Below are 16,114 nucleotides of genomic sequence, written 5' to 3' on the forward strand. Positions count from 1 at the left end.
TTAGACAGGCATTCGGTTTAGTTATGGCGGAACAACAGTCACTGCCTTTAGGCTTTGTTCGCGGCGAACCGGTTATAGAAAAGCCTGAAGACCTCTATATACCGCCGGATGCACTGGAAGTTATACTCGACACTTTCAGTGGTCCGATGGATCTCTTGTTGTATTTAATTCGCAAACAAAAGCTCGATATTGTGGACATGCCTGTTCTGGCCATTACCCGGCAATATGTTGAGTATGTGGACATGATGCAAGAGCTGAAGCTGGAGCTTGCCGCCGATTACTTAGTGATGGCGGCCATTCTGGCCGAAATAAAAAGCCGTTTGCTGCTACCCAAGCCGCCTCAGGAAGAGGATGAGGAAGAAGACCCTAGAGCGGAGCTCATAAGACGCCTGCAGGAATACGAGGCGATACGCCAGGGGGCTGAATATATTGATCAGCAACCACAGGTGGGGCGGGACATTTTATTGAGCGAAGTAGGCAGTAATGCTCGCGAGTGGGTAACAGCTGCGCCTCCGGAAGTGACTCTTGAAGACTTAACTCTTGCTTTTAGTCGGGTGTTACAACAAGTGGAGTTAAAAGCTCACCACCAGATAAAGCGCGAGCAACTATCGACACGCGCGCGGATGAGTCAGGTACTGGAGCTGTTGAGCCATAAAAAATACGTTTCTTTTAGCCAGCTCTTTACCCGAAAAGAAGGTCGCGCCGGAGCTGTGGTCAGTTTTTTAGCAATTTTGGAACTTGTGAAAGAATCAATGGTAGAATTGTCACAAGTAGAGCCTATGAGTGATATTCGCCTGAGTTTGAGACAGCACAATCAAGATGAATCCGTTACAGCTTAAACAACTTATTGAAGCGGCCTTGTTTTCGCACCCTCAGCCATTGTCGGCTGAGCAGCTGCACCAGTTGTTGCTGAATGAAGGAGAGGCCTCGCTGGCGGCTATAAGGCAGCATCTTAAAGAGTTGCAGTCAGACTATCAGGAACGTGGTATTGAGTTGGTGAAAGTGGCTTCCGGTTACCGTTTTCAAACCCGGGCCGAGCTGGGGCAGAGGTTAGCCGGGCTTTGGCAGGAAAAACCACCGCGTTACTCAAACGCTTTGCTGGAAACTTTGGCGTTAATTGTTTACCGGCAGCCTATTACGCGTGGCGAAATTGAACAAATACGCGGTGTTAGTGTCAGTAGCCAAATAATGAAAACATTACAGGAACGAGGCTGGGTTAAGGTTGTAGGGCACAAAGAAGTGCCGGGAAGACCTCAGCTTTATGCCAGCACTAACGATTTTTTAGATGATTTTAATTTAAGTGATTTATCAGAATTGCCTGATATCGACACACTTAATGAAGATGATGAACGTACCGCTGAGACAGCGACTAACGAGAGAGATGATTCGTAATGACCGAGAAATTACAAAAGGTTTTAGCCCGATCTGGACATGGTTCACGCCGCGAAATTGAAACAAAAATTTCTGCCGGCCGAATTCGTGTGAACGGCAAAGTAGCACAATTGGGTGAACGTATTGATGCCGACGCAAAAGTACGCATTGATGGCCACGAAGTTCAGATTAAACCTGAAGAAGAGGTCATTTGCCGAGTTCTGATATACCACAAGCCTGAGGGTGAATTGTGCACCCGCAAAGATCCGGAAGGGCGGCCGACCGTTTATGACCGCCTGCCAAGAATGAGCGGTGCGCGTTGGGTCGCTGTGGGGCGCCTGGATGTAAATACCTCCGGCTTGCTGTTATTTACTACCGACGGTGAGCTTGCTAATCGCCTGATGCACCCCAGCCAGCAGGTTGAACGTGAATACGCGGTACGGGTGTTTGGTGACGTGGATGAAGCCATGATGCAACGCCTGAGAAAAGGCGTGCAACTGGAAGATGGCCCTGCGCATTTCAATAGCATAAAGCCTGCCGGTGGTGATGGCATGAATCGCTGGTTCCATGTAACCATCAGTGAAGGCCGTAATCGGGAAGTTCGTCGCTTGTGGGAGTCGCAGGAAGTGCAGGTCAGTCGCCTTATCCGTGTTCGCTACGGCGATATTCCTCTGGAACCTGGTTTGCCGCAAGGTGGCTGGGCGGAAATGTCATTGCCTCAGGTCAACGCGTTAAGGGCTCAGGTTAACTTACCGGCGGAGAAAGAGTCGTTCCTCGACCCTCGTCATGAAGAGTCTAAACAGCGTCGTTTTGCGAAAATTCGTAAAGCCACCGCCCGCCACAGACTGGATAAAAAACAGAGTAAACGACGGGGTAAGTAAGTGACCACTACTGCGCGCTGGTTACCTGATTTTATGGAAAACCAGCGCTTGTTGCTGGCCTGGCCATACCGGAGTGATGTATGGCGTAAGCATGCCGCTCCAGCTCGTGACGCTCTCCTAAAGCTAATAAAGCAATTGCCTGACAATACGCCGGTTTCGCTCGTTGTTCCTGCCAGCATAAGCCACAGTGTACCCGAGGCACTTAAAGCTGTTCAGCGCATTGAAATTGATTATGACGATATCTGGCTACGCGATACTACGCCATTTTGGCAGTTAAACAGCGACGGCCAGCTGGCGGCGTTGTCTTTTGATTTTGATGGCTGGGGTGGTGTCCAGAACGATATTGCTGCTGATAAAGTTTTTAGTCAGAGTCTGTGTTCTCGCTTGATGCGTCCAGTAACAAATAGCCTGCTTATTGCGGAAGGCGGCGCTTTTACGCACAACGGACAGGGTGACTGGCTCATTGGCCTGGCTTGTATTAAGCAGCGAAACTCGGCAATGACAGAGCTGCAGATAAAGTCGTTATTAGGTCAGTTGTTGCCCGGGCAGCGTTTGCACTTTTTTGATGGCGCCTTGGTTGCTGATGAAACGGGCGGGCATATAGATAATATGGCGTTATTCGTTGATGCCAATACTTTGTTGTATGCGGCCACGGATAATACCGCGCACCCCGATTATAAAACCTGCCAGGAGCTTAAAAATCAACTGGATAAACTGCCGGCTTATATTCAAACTATTCCATTACCTTTGCCGCTTCCACAACGGCCTGCTAGTGAAGAAAGAGAGGGAATTGAGCTGACATCGTCAAGCTTAAAACGTACCGCTGAACTGCCTTTACTGTGCAGTTATGTGAATGTTTTGCAAACGAGTAAGCTGGTTGTAGTACCTCAGTTTGGTTTAACCACAGACGTTCAAGCCTTGCTGACTGTTCGCGAAGCTCTTCCGGAGCGTAAGGTTATTGCCGTTGACGCACGTGAATTTGTCTTAGGGGGCGGCGGTTTGCACTGTATCAGTCATAATTTGCCTGAATGTAAGACAGATGAGCTTTAATCAGTGATGATTAGGCGCTCCCGGCCTTTATCCTTAGCTTCGAACAAAACATCATCCGCACGTTTATAAAGAGAATCAAAGCTATCTTCCGGGTGAGCGTTGGTGAAGCCCATACTGAAGGTAATGCGGTAGTCTTCCGGCAAACCGGTAATGGGCTTGCTGTTCATTTTTGCGGTAATGCGCTCAAAGATGTTTTTCGCGTCCTCTTTACTGACATCGAAAAATACCAGTAGCCACTCTTCGCCTCCCAGGCGACCAAAGTTGTCCTGATCACGCAGACTGAGTTTGGCAACTTCTGCAAAACGCTGTAAAACGCGGTCACCAACGTCGTGACCGAACTGATCATTTATTGCCTTAAAGTAATCGAAGTCGACAACGGCCAGGGCTAACTGACGCTGCTGCTCACGAGCCTGCTCCAGACCTTTTTTGCAAATACGGACAATAGCACGTCTATTCGGCGCATTGGTTAAGTCGTCTTTTAATGCCAATTCGGCGAAGTTTTTACGAGCTCGCCATTGCTGATACAGAAAAGCCGAAACAATAATAACCACTAAAAGGCCTGAAATAATGATCCACACCAGCAGGTAATAGGAGGTTTGCTGCTCCTGCAGTTCTAACTGCTGCAACTGATTTTCTTTTTTAAGTAATTCATTGGTGGTCTCCTGCTCTTTAATTTCCAGGCGCACCATAATTTCCTGTACTTGCTTATCTTGAGTTTGCTCCCGCACTTTTTGCATATAATCGACAGAAGTCTTATAACTTTCCAGAGCTGCCTTGTAATTATCTTTACTCTGATAATACTCAGACCAACGCTCATTAAGGGTTTGATATAGCTGATTATCGGTCAGTGTGTTAATGACCGAACTGGCAGCTTCTAGTTGAGCGAAGGCTGTTTCAAGTTCGTTGGTACCTAAATAAGCCGACACCATAGCTAGCCGACTCTGTGCTTCCATAGGGTGGGCGCCGGCCGACTTAAATTGCGGCATAGCTCTGTTGAGGCGTTCTAAGGCCCGTTGATAATTTTCGTTTTTGACATCAATTGAGGCCATTTGGAAAAGGGCATAAGCGACGCCAAGATCATCGTTAATGGCTTTACTGATTTCTAAAGCCGTCTCGAAATGCTGCCTGGCTTTTTCATCATTTTCGGCGGCTTGATAGGCTGTGGCTAAATTGTACTCGAGTACCGAAACATCCCATTGACCTAAATGTTCTCTGCTGATGTCGAGCGCATTCTGAATGTGCTCTAAACCAATATCGTTTGCCCCAACATCAAGATAAATAGAACCAATTAAAGCGTGAAATTCTACCTGCAACCTGGGGTGTGCCGTGTAGGCATTACGATTGAGCTGCTCAAGAGTTTGCAGTGCATGGGCTATATCCCCTGTATTCTGCATCACTTGCGCGTGAAGTATGTCTGCTTCTATTTGTAAATCGCTATTACCTGAGGCCTTGGCGTTTTCTCTTGCATAGATAACGCTGGTGTTGGCCTGGCGAAGTTGACCTCGTTGTAAGAAATACCATGTTTGGTTAATTCTCAGCAGAGTTTTTGCTGTTTTTGAATCGGCTAATTCAGCAAAGCGCAGACCTTCATCTATGGCTGCATGCGCTTTACTCTCGTGGCCGGAATATCTATAGGCTTCAACTTGCAGTGCGTAAGCCATTGCCAGTTCTTCATACTGGCGCTGGTTATCGTACTGCTTTATTAATTCAGAGGTCTTTTTTATCCAGGCATCCGGGTTGCTACTGGCATCTATACGTTGCTGCTGCCACTCCTGAGCCGAAACTAATGAAGTGACAGCTAGCAAGGTAATCAATAAAAAACTCTGAAATTTTCGGAACAAAATGACTCTTTCTGTTATAAAAACGTTAATTAGTAAGCCATTTTACTCCGAGTACTCAACATAGCAACGATTTAATTGTCCGAGCCCGACTGAGTTTTGGTTGAGAATATAACCTCTACTTGTGCATCAATGGTTTGCTGACCAGGTAATGACACTTTATCTGAGCGGCTGCTCATTTCTGCCATTTGCATAACCACTGGACGCGACATAGAGCGTTCCGCGATACTTAATGTTCCCGTCAGTTCGAGACCCGCAGCAGTAGCCAAACGCTTGGCCTTATTTTTTGCTTGCTCATAAGCGTTAATCAATGCTTGTTGATACAAACCCTGCTGATCACTAATTTCAAACTTGACCTGGCCAACACGAGTGACGCCGCGCGCTAGCGCCAAGTCTATAATACTGTCGTAGTTCTCAGGCTTTAACAAAGTGACCTGCACTTCGCGTTGTACCACAAAGCCATCTTGCTCTGTTTTCCCGTCATCGTTTTGTTCATAGCGAGGGTAAATTTGTAATTGGTAAGAACGAATATCTTTGTCTTCTACACCTTTACGATTCAAATCTTTAATTAAGCGGTTGGTGGTGTCATCAACCACCGACTTTTGTGAGCTGAGTTTATTCCCGCGTTCTTCTATCCAGAAAGTCAGTGACATCTGATCAGGAATAGCAGAAACACTGCCGCTGCCGGATATTGATAAGGTACGCTCGTCTGCTTGAGCGAAAGTGGTAAATCCTGCCGTGAGAAAGACAAGACAAATGAAGAGAAACCTTGATTTTGAATTACTCTGAGTCATATTAAGCATCCTTAGACCAAATTCCATAGTTAGGTGTTGGAGTATAGACCATGGACGAAAGTTCAGAGTATGACGAAAAAGCACTGCGTGACAGTGCTTTTCGGTTGCTGGCAATGCGGGAGCAAAGCAGAACTGAATTAAAGCGTAAATTAATCCAGAAGCAATGGCCTGCAGAAATGGTTAACCGCGTTGTTGACGAACTTAAACAGGAAGGCTGGCAGAGTGATGAACGCTTTGCCGGTAGCTTTATTCGTGAAAAAGTAGGGCAAAAACAGGGGCGATTAAAAATCATGGCGCAGGCCACTCAACAAAAAGGCGTTGCTACGGAAATTGTTGAGGATGTGCTCGAATCCATGGAAGTCGACTGGTTTGAATTGTGTGCAGAGCTGAAGCAGAAAAAGTTTGGCGATGATGACCCGGCCGATGAAAAAGAGTGGAGTCGGCAGGTTCGCTTTTTGCAGCAGCGAGGCTTTACCCCGGAGCAAATTTTCGCTTGCGTCAATCGACCACGACGCTAGGCTAGACGGCTACTTCGTGATAGTCTTAGAGCATTAAAACATTGACCTAAAGTCACTCAGTTAAGAAAAGTAGGACTCAATATGAGCATGAACAGTGCCCAAATTCGTGATGCATTTTTAAATTACTTTGCTGAGCGAGGACACGAAAAAGTTCCGTCAGCATCAATGATCCCCGGTAACGATCCCACCTTGTTATTTACCAATGCGGGTATGGTTCCATTTAAAGACGTTTTCCTGGGTACTGATAAACGTCGTTATGATAAAGCCACGTCGGCGCAGCGTTGTCTGCGTGCCGGTGGTAAACATAACGATTTAGAAAATGTTGGGTATACAGCCCGTCATCATACTTTCTTTGAAATGATGGGTAACTTCAGTTTTGGTGACTACTTTAAGAAACAAGCTATTCAGTACGCCTGGGACTTTTTAACCAAAGAGTTGAAACTGCCTGCTGAAAAGCTCTGGGTTACGGTGTTCACCGAAGATGATGAAGCCTACGACATCTGGGTCAAAGATATTGGCGTACCGGAAGACCGTATTTCGCGCATTGGTGAAAAAGATAACTTCTGGTCTATGGGTGATACCGGGCCTTGTGGGCCATGCTCTGAAGTGTTTTATGACCACGGTGAAGAAGTATGGGGCGGCCCGCCGGGAACCCCTGAAGAAGACGGTGATCGGTACATCGAGATTTGGAACCTGGTCTTTATGCAGTATAACCGTCAGGCTGACGGTACCCTGGAACCCTTGCCTGATCCCTCCATTGATACGGGTATGGGGCTGGAGCGTATTTCTGCCATTATGCAGAACGTTCACAGTAACTATGAAATTGATTTGTTCCAGGCGCTGATTAAAGCGGCAGCTGAAATTATTGGCACCAATGACCTGGATAATAAATCATTGCGAGTTATTGCCGATCACATTCGTTCATGCTCCTTCTTGATTACCGATGGTGTTATGCCATCAAACGAAGGCCGTGGTTATGTTCTGCGCCGTATAATACGTAGAGCTGTGCGACACGGGCACTTACTGGGCGCTAAAGACACTTTCTTTTTCCGTTTGGTAGACGAATTGGCTCGCCAGATGGGCGAAGCGTATCCTGAGCTGGAGCAGAAAAAGCAAATTATTAAAGACGCCCTGGAACGCGAAGAGCAGCAGTTTGCGCGCACGCTGGAGCGTGGTTTGGCGATTTTGTCAGACGAAATTGGCGAGCTAAAAGGTAATGTTATACCGGGCGACGTGGTCTTCAAACTCTATGACACTTATGGCTTTCCGGTTGACTTAACCGCGGATATTGCCCGTGAGCAGGAATTGACAATTGATGAGCAAGGCTTCGAACAGGCGATGTCAGAGCAACGTCAGCGGGCTCAGCAGGCTTCTCAGTTTGGCATGGATTATAATCAACAGCTTAAGTCTGACAATAAAACCGCATTTACCGGTTACGATGACGTTGTCGGGCAGGCAAAAGTGGTCGAGTTATTTAAAGATGGTAAGCCAGTAGAGCAGTTGCAGGCGGGCGAAAACGGCATTGTGGTTTTATCAGAAACTCCATTTTATGCAGAAAGTGGTGGTCAAATCGGTGACAAAGGTGTTTTGGTTGCCAACGGACCAGCATTTGAAGTGACCGATACTCAGTATATTGGTAAAGCTATAGCGCACCACGGCGTAGCGAAAGCTGCGGTTAAGCTCAGCGACAGCGTAAAAGCCGAAATTGATTCTGAGCGTCGTGAGAATATTAAACGCAACCACTCGGCAACGCATTTGCTGCATGCAGCGCTTAGAAATCTGCTGGGCGAGCACGTTACACAAAAAGGTTCTTTGGTCGAAGCGGACAAAATGCGTTTTGATTTCTCGCACTTTGAACCAGTGACGACAGAGCAATTGGCTCAGTTAGAGCGTGAGGTAAATGCTCAAGTTCGCGCTAATCTGCCACTGCAAACACAGCTTATGGCCATTGATGAAGCAAAAGAAGCGGGCGCAATGGCCTTGTTCGGCGAAAAGTATGACGAGCAAGTACGAGTTGTGCGCATGGGAGACTTCTCCATGGAGCTTTGTGGCGGTACTCATGTCAAAGCTACAGGCGATATCGGCTTATTCAGAATAACGTCGGAGGGCGGTATTGCTTCGGGTGTGCGTCGTATTGAAGTGGTAACCGGAGAAGCAGCCGTACGATATACTCAACAACAACAAAGTGTATTGCAGCAAATTGCCGGAGAGTTGAAAACAGAACCAAGTTCTGTGGCCGAAAAAGTCCAGCAGTTACAGCATAAGTTCCGTGAATTAGAGCGTAAAAACGAGCAACTGCAACAAAAGCTGGCACAGCAGGCCGGTGGTGGATTAATCGCTCAGGCTGTTGATATTAATGGGGTTAAAGCAATCATTGCAGAGTTAGATCAGGCAGACCCGAAATCTTTGCGCGGATTAGTTGATGATCTGAAGAACCAAATGGGCTCAGGTATCGTATTATTGGGAACTGCAAACGGTGATAAAGTCAGTTTAATTGCTGGCGTTACTACCGATTTAACGTCTAAAGTTAAAGCAGGAGATATCGTGAATCAGGCTGCAAATGTCGTTGGAGGCAAAGGCGGAGGTCGTCCTGATATGGCGCAGGCAGGTGGTTCACTCCCGGAACAGCTAAATGAAGCGTTGGCTACTGCGACGACTTGGTTACAGCAACAGCTTTAGCTGTCTCTGTAAGCGATCAAAACACAACGAAGAAATATGCGCTTCGTTATAGTGTAATCACTCTCAGTGTTGGTAGACTGCTTACGCCAATCAGGGAAAAGTTCGATATTCGCGGTAAGAATCGGAACAGTATTGAAGGAGCAATCTATGCTAATTTTAACTCGCCGTGTAGGTGAAACATTAATGATAGGTGATGATGTTTCGGTCACCGTTCTCGGCGTTAAGGGAAACCAAGTACGTATTGGTGTTAATGCCCCGAAAGACGTTTCCGTTCATCGCGAAGAAATATACATGCGCATTCAGTCTGAGAAAGACGATGAGCAAGATAAAGAATAAGTGATTAGACAAGACCGGCGAAAGCCGGTCTTTTTTTATGTTTTTGAGCATTCTGAAGAAAAATCACGCGAGATGGTCAATTATCCCACACTTAAACCCTAGTTTTTAAAAAAGCGATTGACATTATTGCCAACATCGCTAGAATTCACGCCACAACGATTTGGAGAGGTGGCCGAGTGGCTGAAGGCGCTCCCCTGCTAAGGGAGTATAGGGTTTGTAGCCCTATCGAGGGTTCGAATCCCTCCCTCTCCGCCAGTCGTTTACAGTAACAATTACGCGCTCGTAGCTCAGCTGGATAGAGTACCTGGCTACGAACCAGGCGGTCGGAGGTTCGAATCCTCCCGAGCGCGCCATATTGTTACTAACCTGAATACGCGCTCGTAGCTCAACTGGATAGAGTACCTGGCTACGAACCAGGCGGTTGGAGGTTCGAGTCCTCCCGAGCGCGCCATTCTTCTTTATATCTTCCCCCCCCTTAATTATCTTCTTTGCATATTAATCCTTTTGAATATTTTTTAATCTCATTTAAATCCTGAATACCCACTATTTACTGCTGTATCTCCTTGCGTGACTTGCTACCATGGTATTTAATAATTTTATAACAATACCTTAGCAACCAATCAGGAGTGCTTCGTGTCAGAATTGCTCAGTCAAGCTGCGCAACTCATGCTGGTCGGTATGGGCGCAGTCATCATCTTTCTTTGCTTACTGGTCGTTGCCATGAGCGTTATGAAACGCCTGATCCCAACACCAGAGCCTGTTGCCAGCACCCAGCCATCAGTCAAAGATAATAACTCTGATGCAGCAACTCCTGCGGTACTGGCTGCAATTTCTGCTGCGGTACACAGCTACCGTCAAGGCAAAAAAGCAGCGAATAACAAGGAGAAATCATAATGAGTAAACCCCTGTTACTAACAGAGTTGGTACTTCGTGACGCACATCAGTCACTACTCGCAACGCGTATGCGCCTGGACGACATGCTTCCCATTGCTGAAAAGCTCGACAGCATCGGCTACTGGTCAATGGAGTCCTGGGGTGGAGCGACTTTTGATTCTTGTATTCGCTATCTTGGAGAGGACCCATGGGAACGCATTCGCGAACTGAAAAAAGCCATGCCGAATACTCGCCAGCAAATGCTGCTTCGCGGGCAAAACCTGCTGGGATATAGGCATTACGCCGATGACGTGGTGAAACGTTTTGTTGAACGCGCAAAGGAAAACGGTGTTGATGTTTTTCGTATTTTTGATGCGATGAACGACGTTCGTAACTTAAAGACAGCGATAAAAGCAGCAAAAGACGTTGATGGTCATGCGCAGGGTACTCTCGCTTACACTGTCAGCCCGGTTCATACCTTGGATAAATGGGTGGCAATGGCACAGGAATTGGAAGATTTAGGCTGTGATTCGTTATTCATTAAAGACATGGCTGGCTTGTTAAGACCTAACGATGCCTATGAACTGGTTAGCGCGTTGAAGAAAAATACTGACTTGCCGATTGCCATGCAGTGTCACGCAACAACGGGCTTGAGTGTGGCAACCTACCAAAAAGCTATTGATGCTGGCATCGATATGTTGGATACCGCCATTTCCTCAATGAGCATGACTTACGGCCACTCGCCAACAGAAACCCTGGTTGCCATGACCGAGAATACAGACCGGGACACAGGCTTGTCTTTACCTGACTTAGCGGAAGTCGCCAGCTATTTCCGCGACGTGCGCAAGAAATACGCTAAGTTTGAAGGGTCTCTCAAAGGTGTTGATGCGCGCATTCTTCTGGCGCAGGTGCCGGGCGGTATGCTGACCAATATGGAAGGGCAGTTAAAAGAGCAAGGCGCGCTGGACAAATTCGATGAAGTTTTAGAAGAAATTCCGAAGGTGCGTGAAGATCTTGGTTTTATCCCTCTGGTTACGCCAACCTCACAAATTGTAGGAACCCAGGCGGTTCTGAACGTGTTGAGCGGTGAACGTTACGAGAATATCTCTAAAGAAACAGCTGCGGTTCTTAAAGGCGAATATGGAGCAACTGCTGCGGAAGTTAATAAAGACTTGCAGAAGCGTGTTCTGGACGGTGAAGAGGCTATTACCTGTCGCCCGGCGGATTTACTGGATAATGAACTGGATGCGCTGACTAAAGAACTAAAAGATAAAGCGACAGATGAAGATATTCGTTTAGCGGACGATGTTGTTGATGATGTCTTAACTTATGCACTGTTTCCGCAAATTGGGCTTAAATTCCTGAAGAACCGTGATAACCCGGATGCTTTTGAGCCGGTGCCCGGAGAAGAACCTGAAGAGAAAACGGAATCTAAAGAGCAGGTAGCTCCAAAAGCAACCGGAGATGTTGAGCAATACGAAGTTGAGGTTGAGGGCAAGCGTTATAATGTAAAAGTTGGCCCAGCGGGTCAGCTCGATTCTGTGAAGTCATCGTCCTCAGCAGAGTCTTCGCAATCATCACCGGAGCCATCACCGGAGCCATCGCAGGACTCATCAGGTGGTTCAGGCGAGGGTGAAACCATAAAAGCGCCATTAGCCGGTAATATTTTTAAAGTTGTAGCCAAAGAGGGCGCGGCAATTAAAGCTGGTGACGTTGTCTTAGTGATGGAAGCCATGAAAATGGAAACCGATATTAAAGCACCAAAAGACGGTACTGTTCAGTCTCTTCATGTAAAAGAAGGCGACGCAGTAACCGTAGGTGATGCTCTGGTGACGGTAGGCTGATATGGAAAAGCTGCAGATTTTATGGGAAACCACCGGCATTGCTGCAATGACATTTGGCCAGTTCAGCATGATTCTGGTGGGGGGATTGTTGTTGTATTTAGCAATCTCAAAGAAATTTGAACCTTTATTACTATTACCTATTGGTTTTGGCGCGATACTGGCAAATATCCCCTTAGGCGGCTTCACTGAGCCAGGCGGGGTTCTTTATTACGTGTATAGCGTTGGTATCGATACCGGTGTGTTCCCTTTGCTTATTTTTATGGGCGTTGGGGCGTTAACCGATTTTGGTCCTCTTCTGGCAAACCCTAAAATGCTGTTTTTAGGTGGGGCAGCTCAGTTCGGTATCTTTGCTACCTTGTTTGGTGCTATTGCTCTGAATGGCATACCCGGCATTGAGTTTTCGATGTCCGATGCGGCGGCAATTTCAATTATCGGCGGCGCTGATGGTCCCACGGCTATTTTCCTGGCGTCGAAGCTGGCACCGGATTTATTGGGCGCTATTGCTGTTGCGGCCTATTCTTATATGGCGCTGGTGCCTATTATCCAGCCGCCAATAATGAAACTGCTGACAACTCAGGCCGAGCGTGAGATTAAAATGGAGCAGTTACGGCCGGTAGCTCGTCGTGAAAAGCTTTTCTTCCCGCTAATAGCCATGGGGCTAACGCTGCTGTTTTTGCCTTCAGCAACGCCTCTGGTCGGCATGTTCTGCCTGGGTAACTTAATGCGTGAATCTGGTGTAGTGGAGCGCTTAACGAAAACCACTCAGAACGAGCTGATTAATATCGTGACCATCTTTCTCGGTTTGGCTGTGGGCTCAAAACTGCAGGCGGATCAGTTCCTCAGTTTCCAGACGCTGGGCATTTTGGTATTAGGTGCGGTTGCATTTGCCATAGGAACCGCCAGTGGCATTTTAATGGCGAAATTAATGGGTAAATTCAGCAAAGACCCGATTAACCCGTTAATTGGTGCTGCCGGAGTCTCCGCTGTACCTATGGCAGCAAGGGTGGTTAATAAGGTTGGGTTACAGGCTAATCAGCAAAACTTCCTGCTGATGCATGCTATGGGGCCTAACGTAGCCGGAGTATTAGGCTCAGCCGTTGCAGCGGGGGTTTTACTGGCATTGGTTTAACGTCCGGTCAAAAACATCATCGCCGTGTAAAAAGCGGCGATGACAGCGCTTATCACCGCAATATACACAAAGCCTTTGTAACCTTGTTTGATACTCCAACCATTAGCGCGTAAATACAGCAACCAAATCAGACTGAGTAGTAACGGAATAATAAAAAAATAGCGGATCATAGTAATTCCTCAAGACTGATGTTGTTGAATGGCTTCTAAGTCTACAGCCGCCTGATGCGCATAGCGTAAACGTTTTTCCAGCTCAGTGATCTGGTCAGCAACTTTATCAATATTACCTTCAGCCATAAATTGCTCTAAGTCAGCGGCTTTGCTTTGTAATTGAGTAAAGCCAAGATTCGCGGCGGCTCCCTTTAATGAATGGAAATAGCGGCGCGCACTTTCATGCTGACCCCGGGTAATAAAGTCAGAAACCTTTGTCGCGCTGCCCTGATAGGTTTCATACAACTGTTCTACTAACTTGATATAAAGCTCAACATTGTACTGTAAACGTTTTAAAGCCGCTTCAAACTCAATACCCTTCACTTGTGGGATGCGAACCGGCGGTTTAGTAACCTCTTCCGGCGTGGGGTCTGGTAATGTTTCTGGTTGTTGGTTATTGGTGTAGTCACCCGGGACCGCCCATTTAATAATGGCTTTAATCAGTTGTTGTTCATCAATTGGCTTAGCAATATGTCCTTGCATACCCGCGGCAAGTGAACGCTCCTCGTCACCACTCATAGCATTGGCTGTCATTGCCAGAATAGGAAGCTGCTGATAATTGAAGTCGGCGCGGATTGTTTGCGCAGCTTTCAGCCCGTCCATGACCGGCATTTGAATGTCCATTAATACCAGCGAATAATTTTTGTTATGAACGGCTTCTACTGCTAGCTGCCCATTTTCCACTATATCCACTTTAAATTTGTGGCTTGAGAGGATTTCTCTGGCAACTTGCTGGTTAATCTCATTGTCCTCTACCACCAAAATCGGCGCTCGCAAAATACTTTCCGGAATGCTGTCACCACTGTCAGCATCGTCCGCATCGGAGAGCTCTCGCTGAAATAACGTTGAGGTCAGGCTTCTACCTAGGGTTGACGCGGTAAAGGGTTTTGAAATGATGTCATTGACGCCTGCCTGTTTCGCCTTTTCTGATAATTCTTCAGCATAATAGCCTGTCGCCAGCGTCATTTTCGGCCGTATGTCCTCTGCATAACGTTCGGTTACCTTCTGGCAAAATTCGAGGCCATCCATACCCGGCAAACGCCAGTCAACCAAAACCAGTTGATAAGGATTGTTGTCCTCGACAGACAGCTGAAAAACTTGCAGGGCTTGTTCCGCCGTGCGGCACACTTTTACGTCAACCTGATAACTGCGCAGCATTTCATACAGCATTTCGCGGGTACTTAAGTTGTCATCAATGGCGAGAATTCGAACGCCTTTAAGTTTCTGCAAAAGGTACTGATGATGACTGTTGTCCTGCTCTGTCTGTAACGGCAGTTCTACTTCTATGTAAAACGTTGAGCCCTGACCGGCGGCGCTGGTTACGCCGATATCACCGCCCATTAATAAAATAAGACGTCGGGAAATAGCTAAGCCAAGGCCGGTACCGCCATACTTACGGGTTGTCGAAGTATCTGCCTGAGTAAAGGCTTTAAAGAGGTTAGCGCGCTGCTCTTCGTCCATACCAATACCGGTATCGGTAACCGATATCCGTAACAAAACATTATCCCGGGAACTGTCCAGCAGGTTAACGGCAACATTGATTTCACCGTCTTCGGTAAATTTAATAGCATTACTGATCAGATTAACCAGCACCTGATTCAAGCGCAGCGGATCGCCAATTAAACGCGTGGGTATATTGGCCGGTAAATTAATAATAAACTCGAGGTCTTTATCGTAAGCCCGGTAAGCAAACATGTCGGCCAGTGAGGTCAGAACATCCTGCAAATCGAAAGGAATGCGCTCGACAGTTAACTTACCCGCGTCAATTTTTGAAAAATCGAGAATGTCATTAATAACGCCCAGTAAAGCCTGTGAAGAAGAGTCGATGACTTTGATGTAGCGTTTTTGTTTTTGGGTAAGTTCAGTTTTCAGGCAAAGGTTTGCCATACCCACAATAGCGTTAATTGGTGTGCGAATTTCATGGCTCATATTTGCCAGGAATTCACCTTTTGACTGATTGGCACGCTCGGCGGTTTCTTTGGCTTTTTCCATTTCTTCCGCAACTGATTTAATGCCGGATATATCGTAATAGCTGCCGAGAATGCCGATAATATTGTGGTCGTCATCGTAAAGCGGAACACTGGAATGCTCGACCCACTGGCTTTTACCGCTTACTTTCAGTTCGATTTCTGCATTAACGGAAGGGGCTTGCTGACTATAGGTTTTTCTGTCGCGATCCAGTAATACGTCATTACTGGCAAGGGAATCAATTTCTGCATCCGCTTTTCCGGCCAGAGATTCAGGGTCAATACCAAAGTCATTAGCAAAAGCACGGTTGCCGCCTAACAATTTTAGTTCGGGGTCGCGCCAGTAAACCCGGGTTGGCAGGTCATTAAAAACTTGTTCAAACAGTTGTAACGAGTCTGACGATAAAAAGGGTTGCCGAAAAGGCGCTGTCAGTGCGTTGCGCCGGGACCACCACCAAATGACAATGCCAATAATCAAACTGAACAGAATCATCGCGACTAATACAGTGTCACTCCAGGGGGCAGGTAACAGGGCATATAACGCAAGACTGGTTACCTGAAGAATGACAAAAATGAGCTGTAAAAATGTCCAGAATGAATTCATGGTTGGTCCGTAACCGAAAGG

At 47.0% G+C, this 16,114-nt stretch carries 14 protein-coding genes and 3 tRNA genes; 13 read left to right on the forward strand and 4 right to left on the reverse strand.

Annotated features, from left to right (window positions below):
* Positions 1–23: 23 nt before the first annotated feature.
* Genes ACN0RF_RS00780 through ACN0RF_RS00795 form a run of 4 tightly spaced genes read left to right on the forward strand, consistent with a single transcriptional unit; the run spans position 24 to position 3,302 of the window.
* Complete coding sequence (locus tag ACN0RF_RS00780) at positions 24–839, forward strand: segregation and condensation protein A (protein ID WP_417437705.1); 816 nt, start codon at positions 24–26, stop codon at positions 837–839.
* A complete protein-coding gene (gene scpB, locus ACN0RF_RS00785; protein WP_417437706.1) occupies positions 820–1,392 on the forward strand; it encodes an SMC-Scp complex subunit ScpB in 573 nt (190 codons plus the stop codon). The genes ACN0RF_RS00780 and scpB overlap by 20 nt, the downstream gene beginning before the upstream one ends.
* Positions 1,392–2,252, forward strand: a complete 861-nt coding sequence (gene rluB, locus ACN0RF_RS00790) for a 23S rRNA pseudouridine(2605) synthase RluB (protein WP_011234979.1) — start codon at positions 1,392–1,394, stop codon at positions 2,250–2,252. Before scpB ends, rluB begins: the two co-directional genes overlap by 1 nt.
* On the forward strand, positions 2,253–3,302 hold the full coding sequence (locus ACN0RF_RS00795; RefSeq protein WP_417437707.1) for an agmatine deiminase family protein: 1,050 nt from the start codon (positions 2,253–2,255) through the stop codon (positions 3,300–3,302). It begins immediately after the preceding gene.
* On the opposite strand, the gene ACN0RF_RS00800 is transcribed toward ACN0RF_RS00795, so the two are convergent.
* Positions 3,299–5,116 carry a diguanylate cyclase gene (locus ACN0RF_RS00800; protein WP_417437708.1) on the reverse strand — a complete coding sequence of 606 codons (1,818 nt, stop codon included), beginning with the start codon at positions 5,114–5,116 and terminating at the stop codon, positions 3,299–3,301. The genes ACN0RF_RS00795 and ACN0RF_RS00800 overlap by 4 nt on opposite strands.
* Positions 5,117–5,214: 98 nt before the next feature.
* Positions 5,215–5,934, reverse strand: coding sequence for an SIMPL domain-containing protein (locus ACN0RF_RS00805; protein WP_417437709.1), 720 nt, complete (start codon positions 5,932–5,934; stop codon positions 5,215–5,217).
* 50 nt (positions 5,935–5,984) lie between these two features.
* Between ACN0RF_RS00805 and ACN0RF_RS00810 the strand changes: the two genes are divergently transcribed.
* From ACN0RF_RS00810 to ACN0RF_RS00850, 9 genes are all read left to right on the forward strand, one after another.
* Positions 5,985–6,452 (forward strand): regulatory protein RecX, encoded by a 468-nt coding sequence (locus ACN0RF_RS00810; protein WP_011234975.1) that lies wholly within the window; start codon positions 5,985–5,987, stop codon positions 6,450–6,452.
* An 81-nt stretch (positions 6,453–6,533) separates the two neighbouring features.
* On the forward strand, positions 6,534–9,131 hold the full coding sequence (gene alaS / locus ACN0RF_RS00815) for an alanine--tRNA ligase (protein WP_011234974.1): 2,598 nt from the start codon (positions 6,534–6,536) through the stop codon (positions 9,129–9,131).
* Between the two features lie 147 nt (positions 9,132–9,278).
* Positions 9,279–9,467 (forward strand): carbon storage regulator CsrA, encoded by a 189-nt coding sequence (gene csrA, locus ACN0RF_RS00820; protein ID WP_011234973.1) that lies wholly within the window; start codon positions 9,279–9,281, stop codon positions 9,465–9,467.
* Between the two features lie 162 nt (positions 9,468–9,629).
* Positions 9,630–9,722 (forward strand) — tRNA-Ser (locus ACN0RF_RS00825).
* Between the two features lie 21 nt (positions 9,723–9,743).
* Positions 9,744–9,820 (forward strand) — tRNA-Arg (locus tag ACN0RF_RS00830).
* A 21-nt stretch (positions 9,821–9,841) separates the two neighbouring features.
* Positions 9,842–9,918 (forward strand) — tRNA-Arg (locus ACN0RF_RS00835).
* A gap of 182 nt (positions 9,919–10,100) precedes the next feature.
* Complete coding sequence (locus tag ACN0RF_RS00840; RefSeq protein ID WP_342488029.1) at positions 10,101–10,361, forward strand: oxaloacetate decarboxylase subunit gamma; 261 nt, start codon at positions 10,101–10,103, stop codon at positions 10,359–10,361.
* A complete protein-coding gene (gene oadA, locus ACN0RF_RS00845) occupies positions 10,361–12,184 on the forward strand; it encodes a sodium-extruding oxaloacetate decarboxylase subunit alpha (RefSeq protein WP_417437710.1) in 1,824 nt (607 codons plus the stop codon). The genes ACN0RF_RS00840 and oadA overlap by 1 nt, the downstream gene beginning before the upstream one ends.
* A gap of 1 nt (position 12,185) precedes the next feature.
* The gene (locus ACN0RF_RS00850; protein ID WP_417437711.1) at positions 12,186–13,313 is read left to right on the forward strand and encodes a sodium ion-translocating decarboxylase subunit beta; all 1,128 of its coding nucleotides are present in this window, start codon (positions 12,186–12,188) and stop codon (positions 13,311–13,313) included.
* On the opposite strand, the gene ACN0RF_RS00855 is transcribed toward ACN0RF_RS00850, so the two are convergent.
* Together ACN0RF_RS00855 and ACN0RF_RS00860 are read right to left on the reverse strand one after the other, a co-directional pair.
* On the reverse strand, positions 13,310–13,483 hold the full coding sequence (locus tag ACN0RF_RS00855; RefSeq protein WP_011234969.1) for a hypothetical protein: 174 nt from the start codon (positions 13,481–13,483) through the stop codon (positions 13,310–13,312). The genes ACN0RF_RS00850 and ACN0RF_RS00855 overlap by 4 nt on opposite strands.
* Positions 13,484–13,492: 9 nt before the next feature.
* Positions 13,493–16,093: a response regulator gene (locus tag ACN0RF_RS00860; protein ID WP_417437712.1), complete on the reverse strand. Its 2,601-nt coding sequence runs from the start codon at positions 16,091–16,093 to the stop codon at positions 13,493–13,495.
* Positions 16,094–16,114: the final 21 nt, after the last annotated feature.

Source organism: Idiomarina sp. (assembly GCF_048260185.1).
GTDB lineage: Bacteria > Pseudomonadota > Gammaproteobacteria > Enterobacterales > Alteromonadaceae > Idiomarina.

Bases quoted from the DNA above. Each gene is read 5' to 3' on its own strand.
- rluB (WP_011234979.1), top strand. From the start codon at position 1,392: ATGACCGAGAAATTACAAAAGGTTTTAGCCCGATCTGGACATGGTTCA.
- scpB (WP_417437706.1), top strand. From the start codon at position 820: ATGAATCCGTTACAGCTTAAACAACTTATTGAAGCGGCCTTGTTTTCG.
- alaS (WP_011234974.1), top strand. From the start codon at position 6,534: ATGAGCATGAACAGTGCCCAAATTCGTGATGCATTTTTAAATTACTTT.
- oadA (WP_417437710.1), top strand. From the start codon at position 10,361: ATGAGTAAACCCCTGTTACTAACAGAGTTGGTACTTCGTGACGCACAT.
- ACN0RF_RS00860 (WP_417437712.1), bottom strand. From the start codon at position 16,093: ATGAATTCATTCTGGACATTTTTACAGCTCATTTTTGTCATTCTTCAG.
- ACN0RF_RS00855 (WP_011234969.1), bottom strand. From the start codon at position 13,483: ATGATCCGCTATTTTTTTATTATTCCGTTACTACTCAGTCTGATTTGG.
- ACN0RF_RS00805 (WP_417437709.1), bottom strand. From the start codon at position 5,934: ATGACTCAGAGTAATTCAAAATCAAGGTTTCTCTTCATTTGTCTTGTC.
- ACN0RF_RS00850 (WP_417437711.1), top strand. From the start codon at position 12,186: ATGGAAAAGCTGCAGATTTTATGGGAAACCACCGGCATTGCTGCAATG.
- csrA (WP_011234973.1), top strand. From the start codon at position 9,279: ATGCTAATTTTAACTCGCCGTGTAGGTGAAACATTAATGATAGGTGAT.
- ACN0RF_RS00810 (WP_011234975.1), top strand. From the start codon at position 5,985: ATGGACGAAAGTTCAGAGTATGACGAAAAAGCACTGCGTGACAGTGCT.
- ACN0RF_RS00780 (WP_417437705.1), top strand. From the start codon at position 24: ATGGCGGAACAACAGTCACTGCCTTTAGGCTTTGTTCGCGGCGAACCG.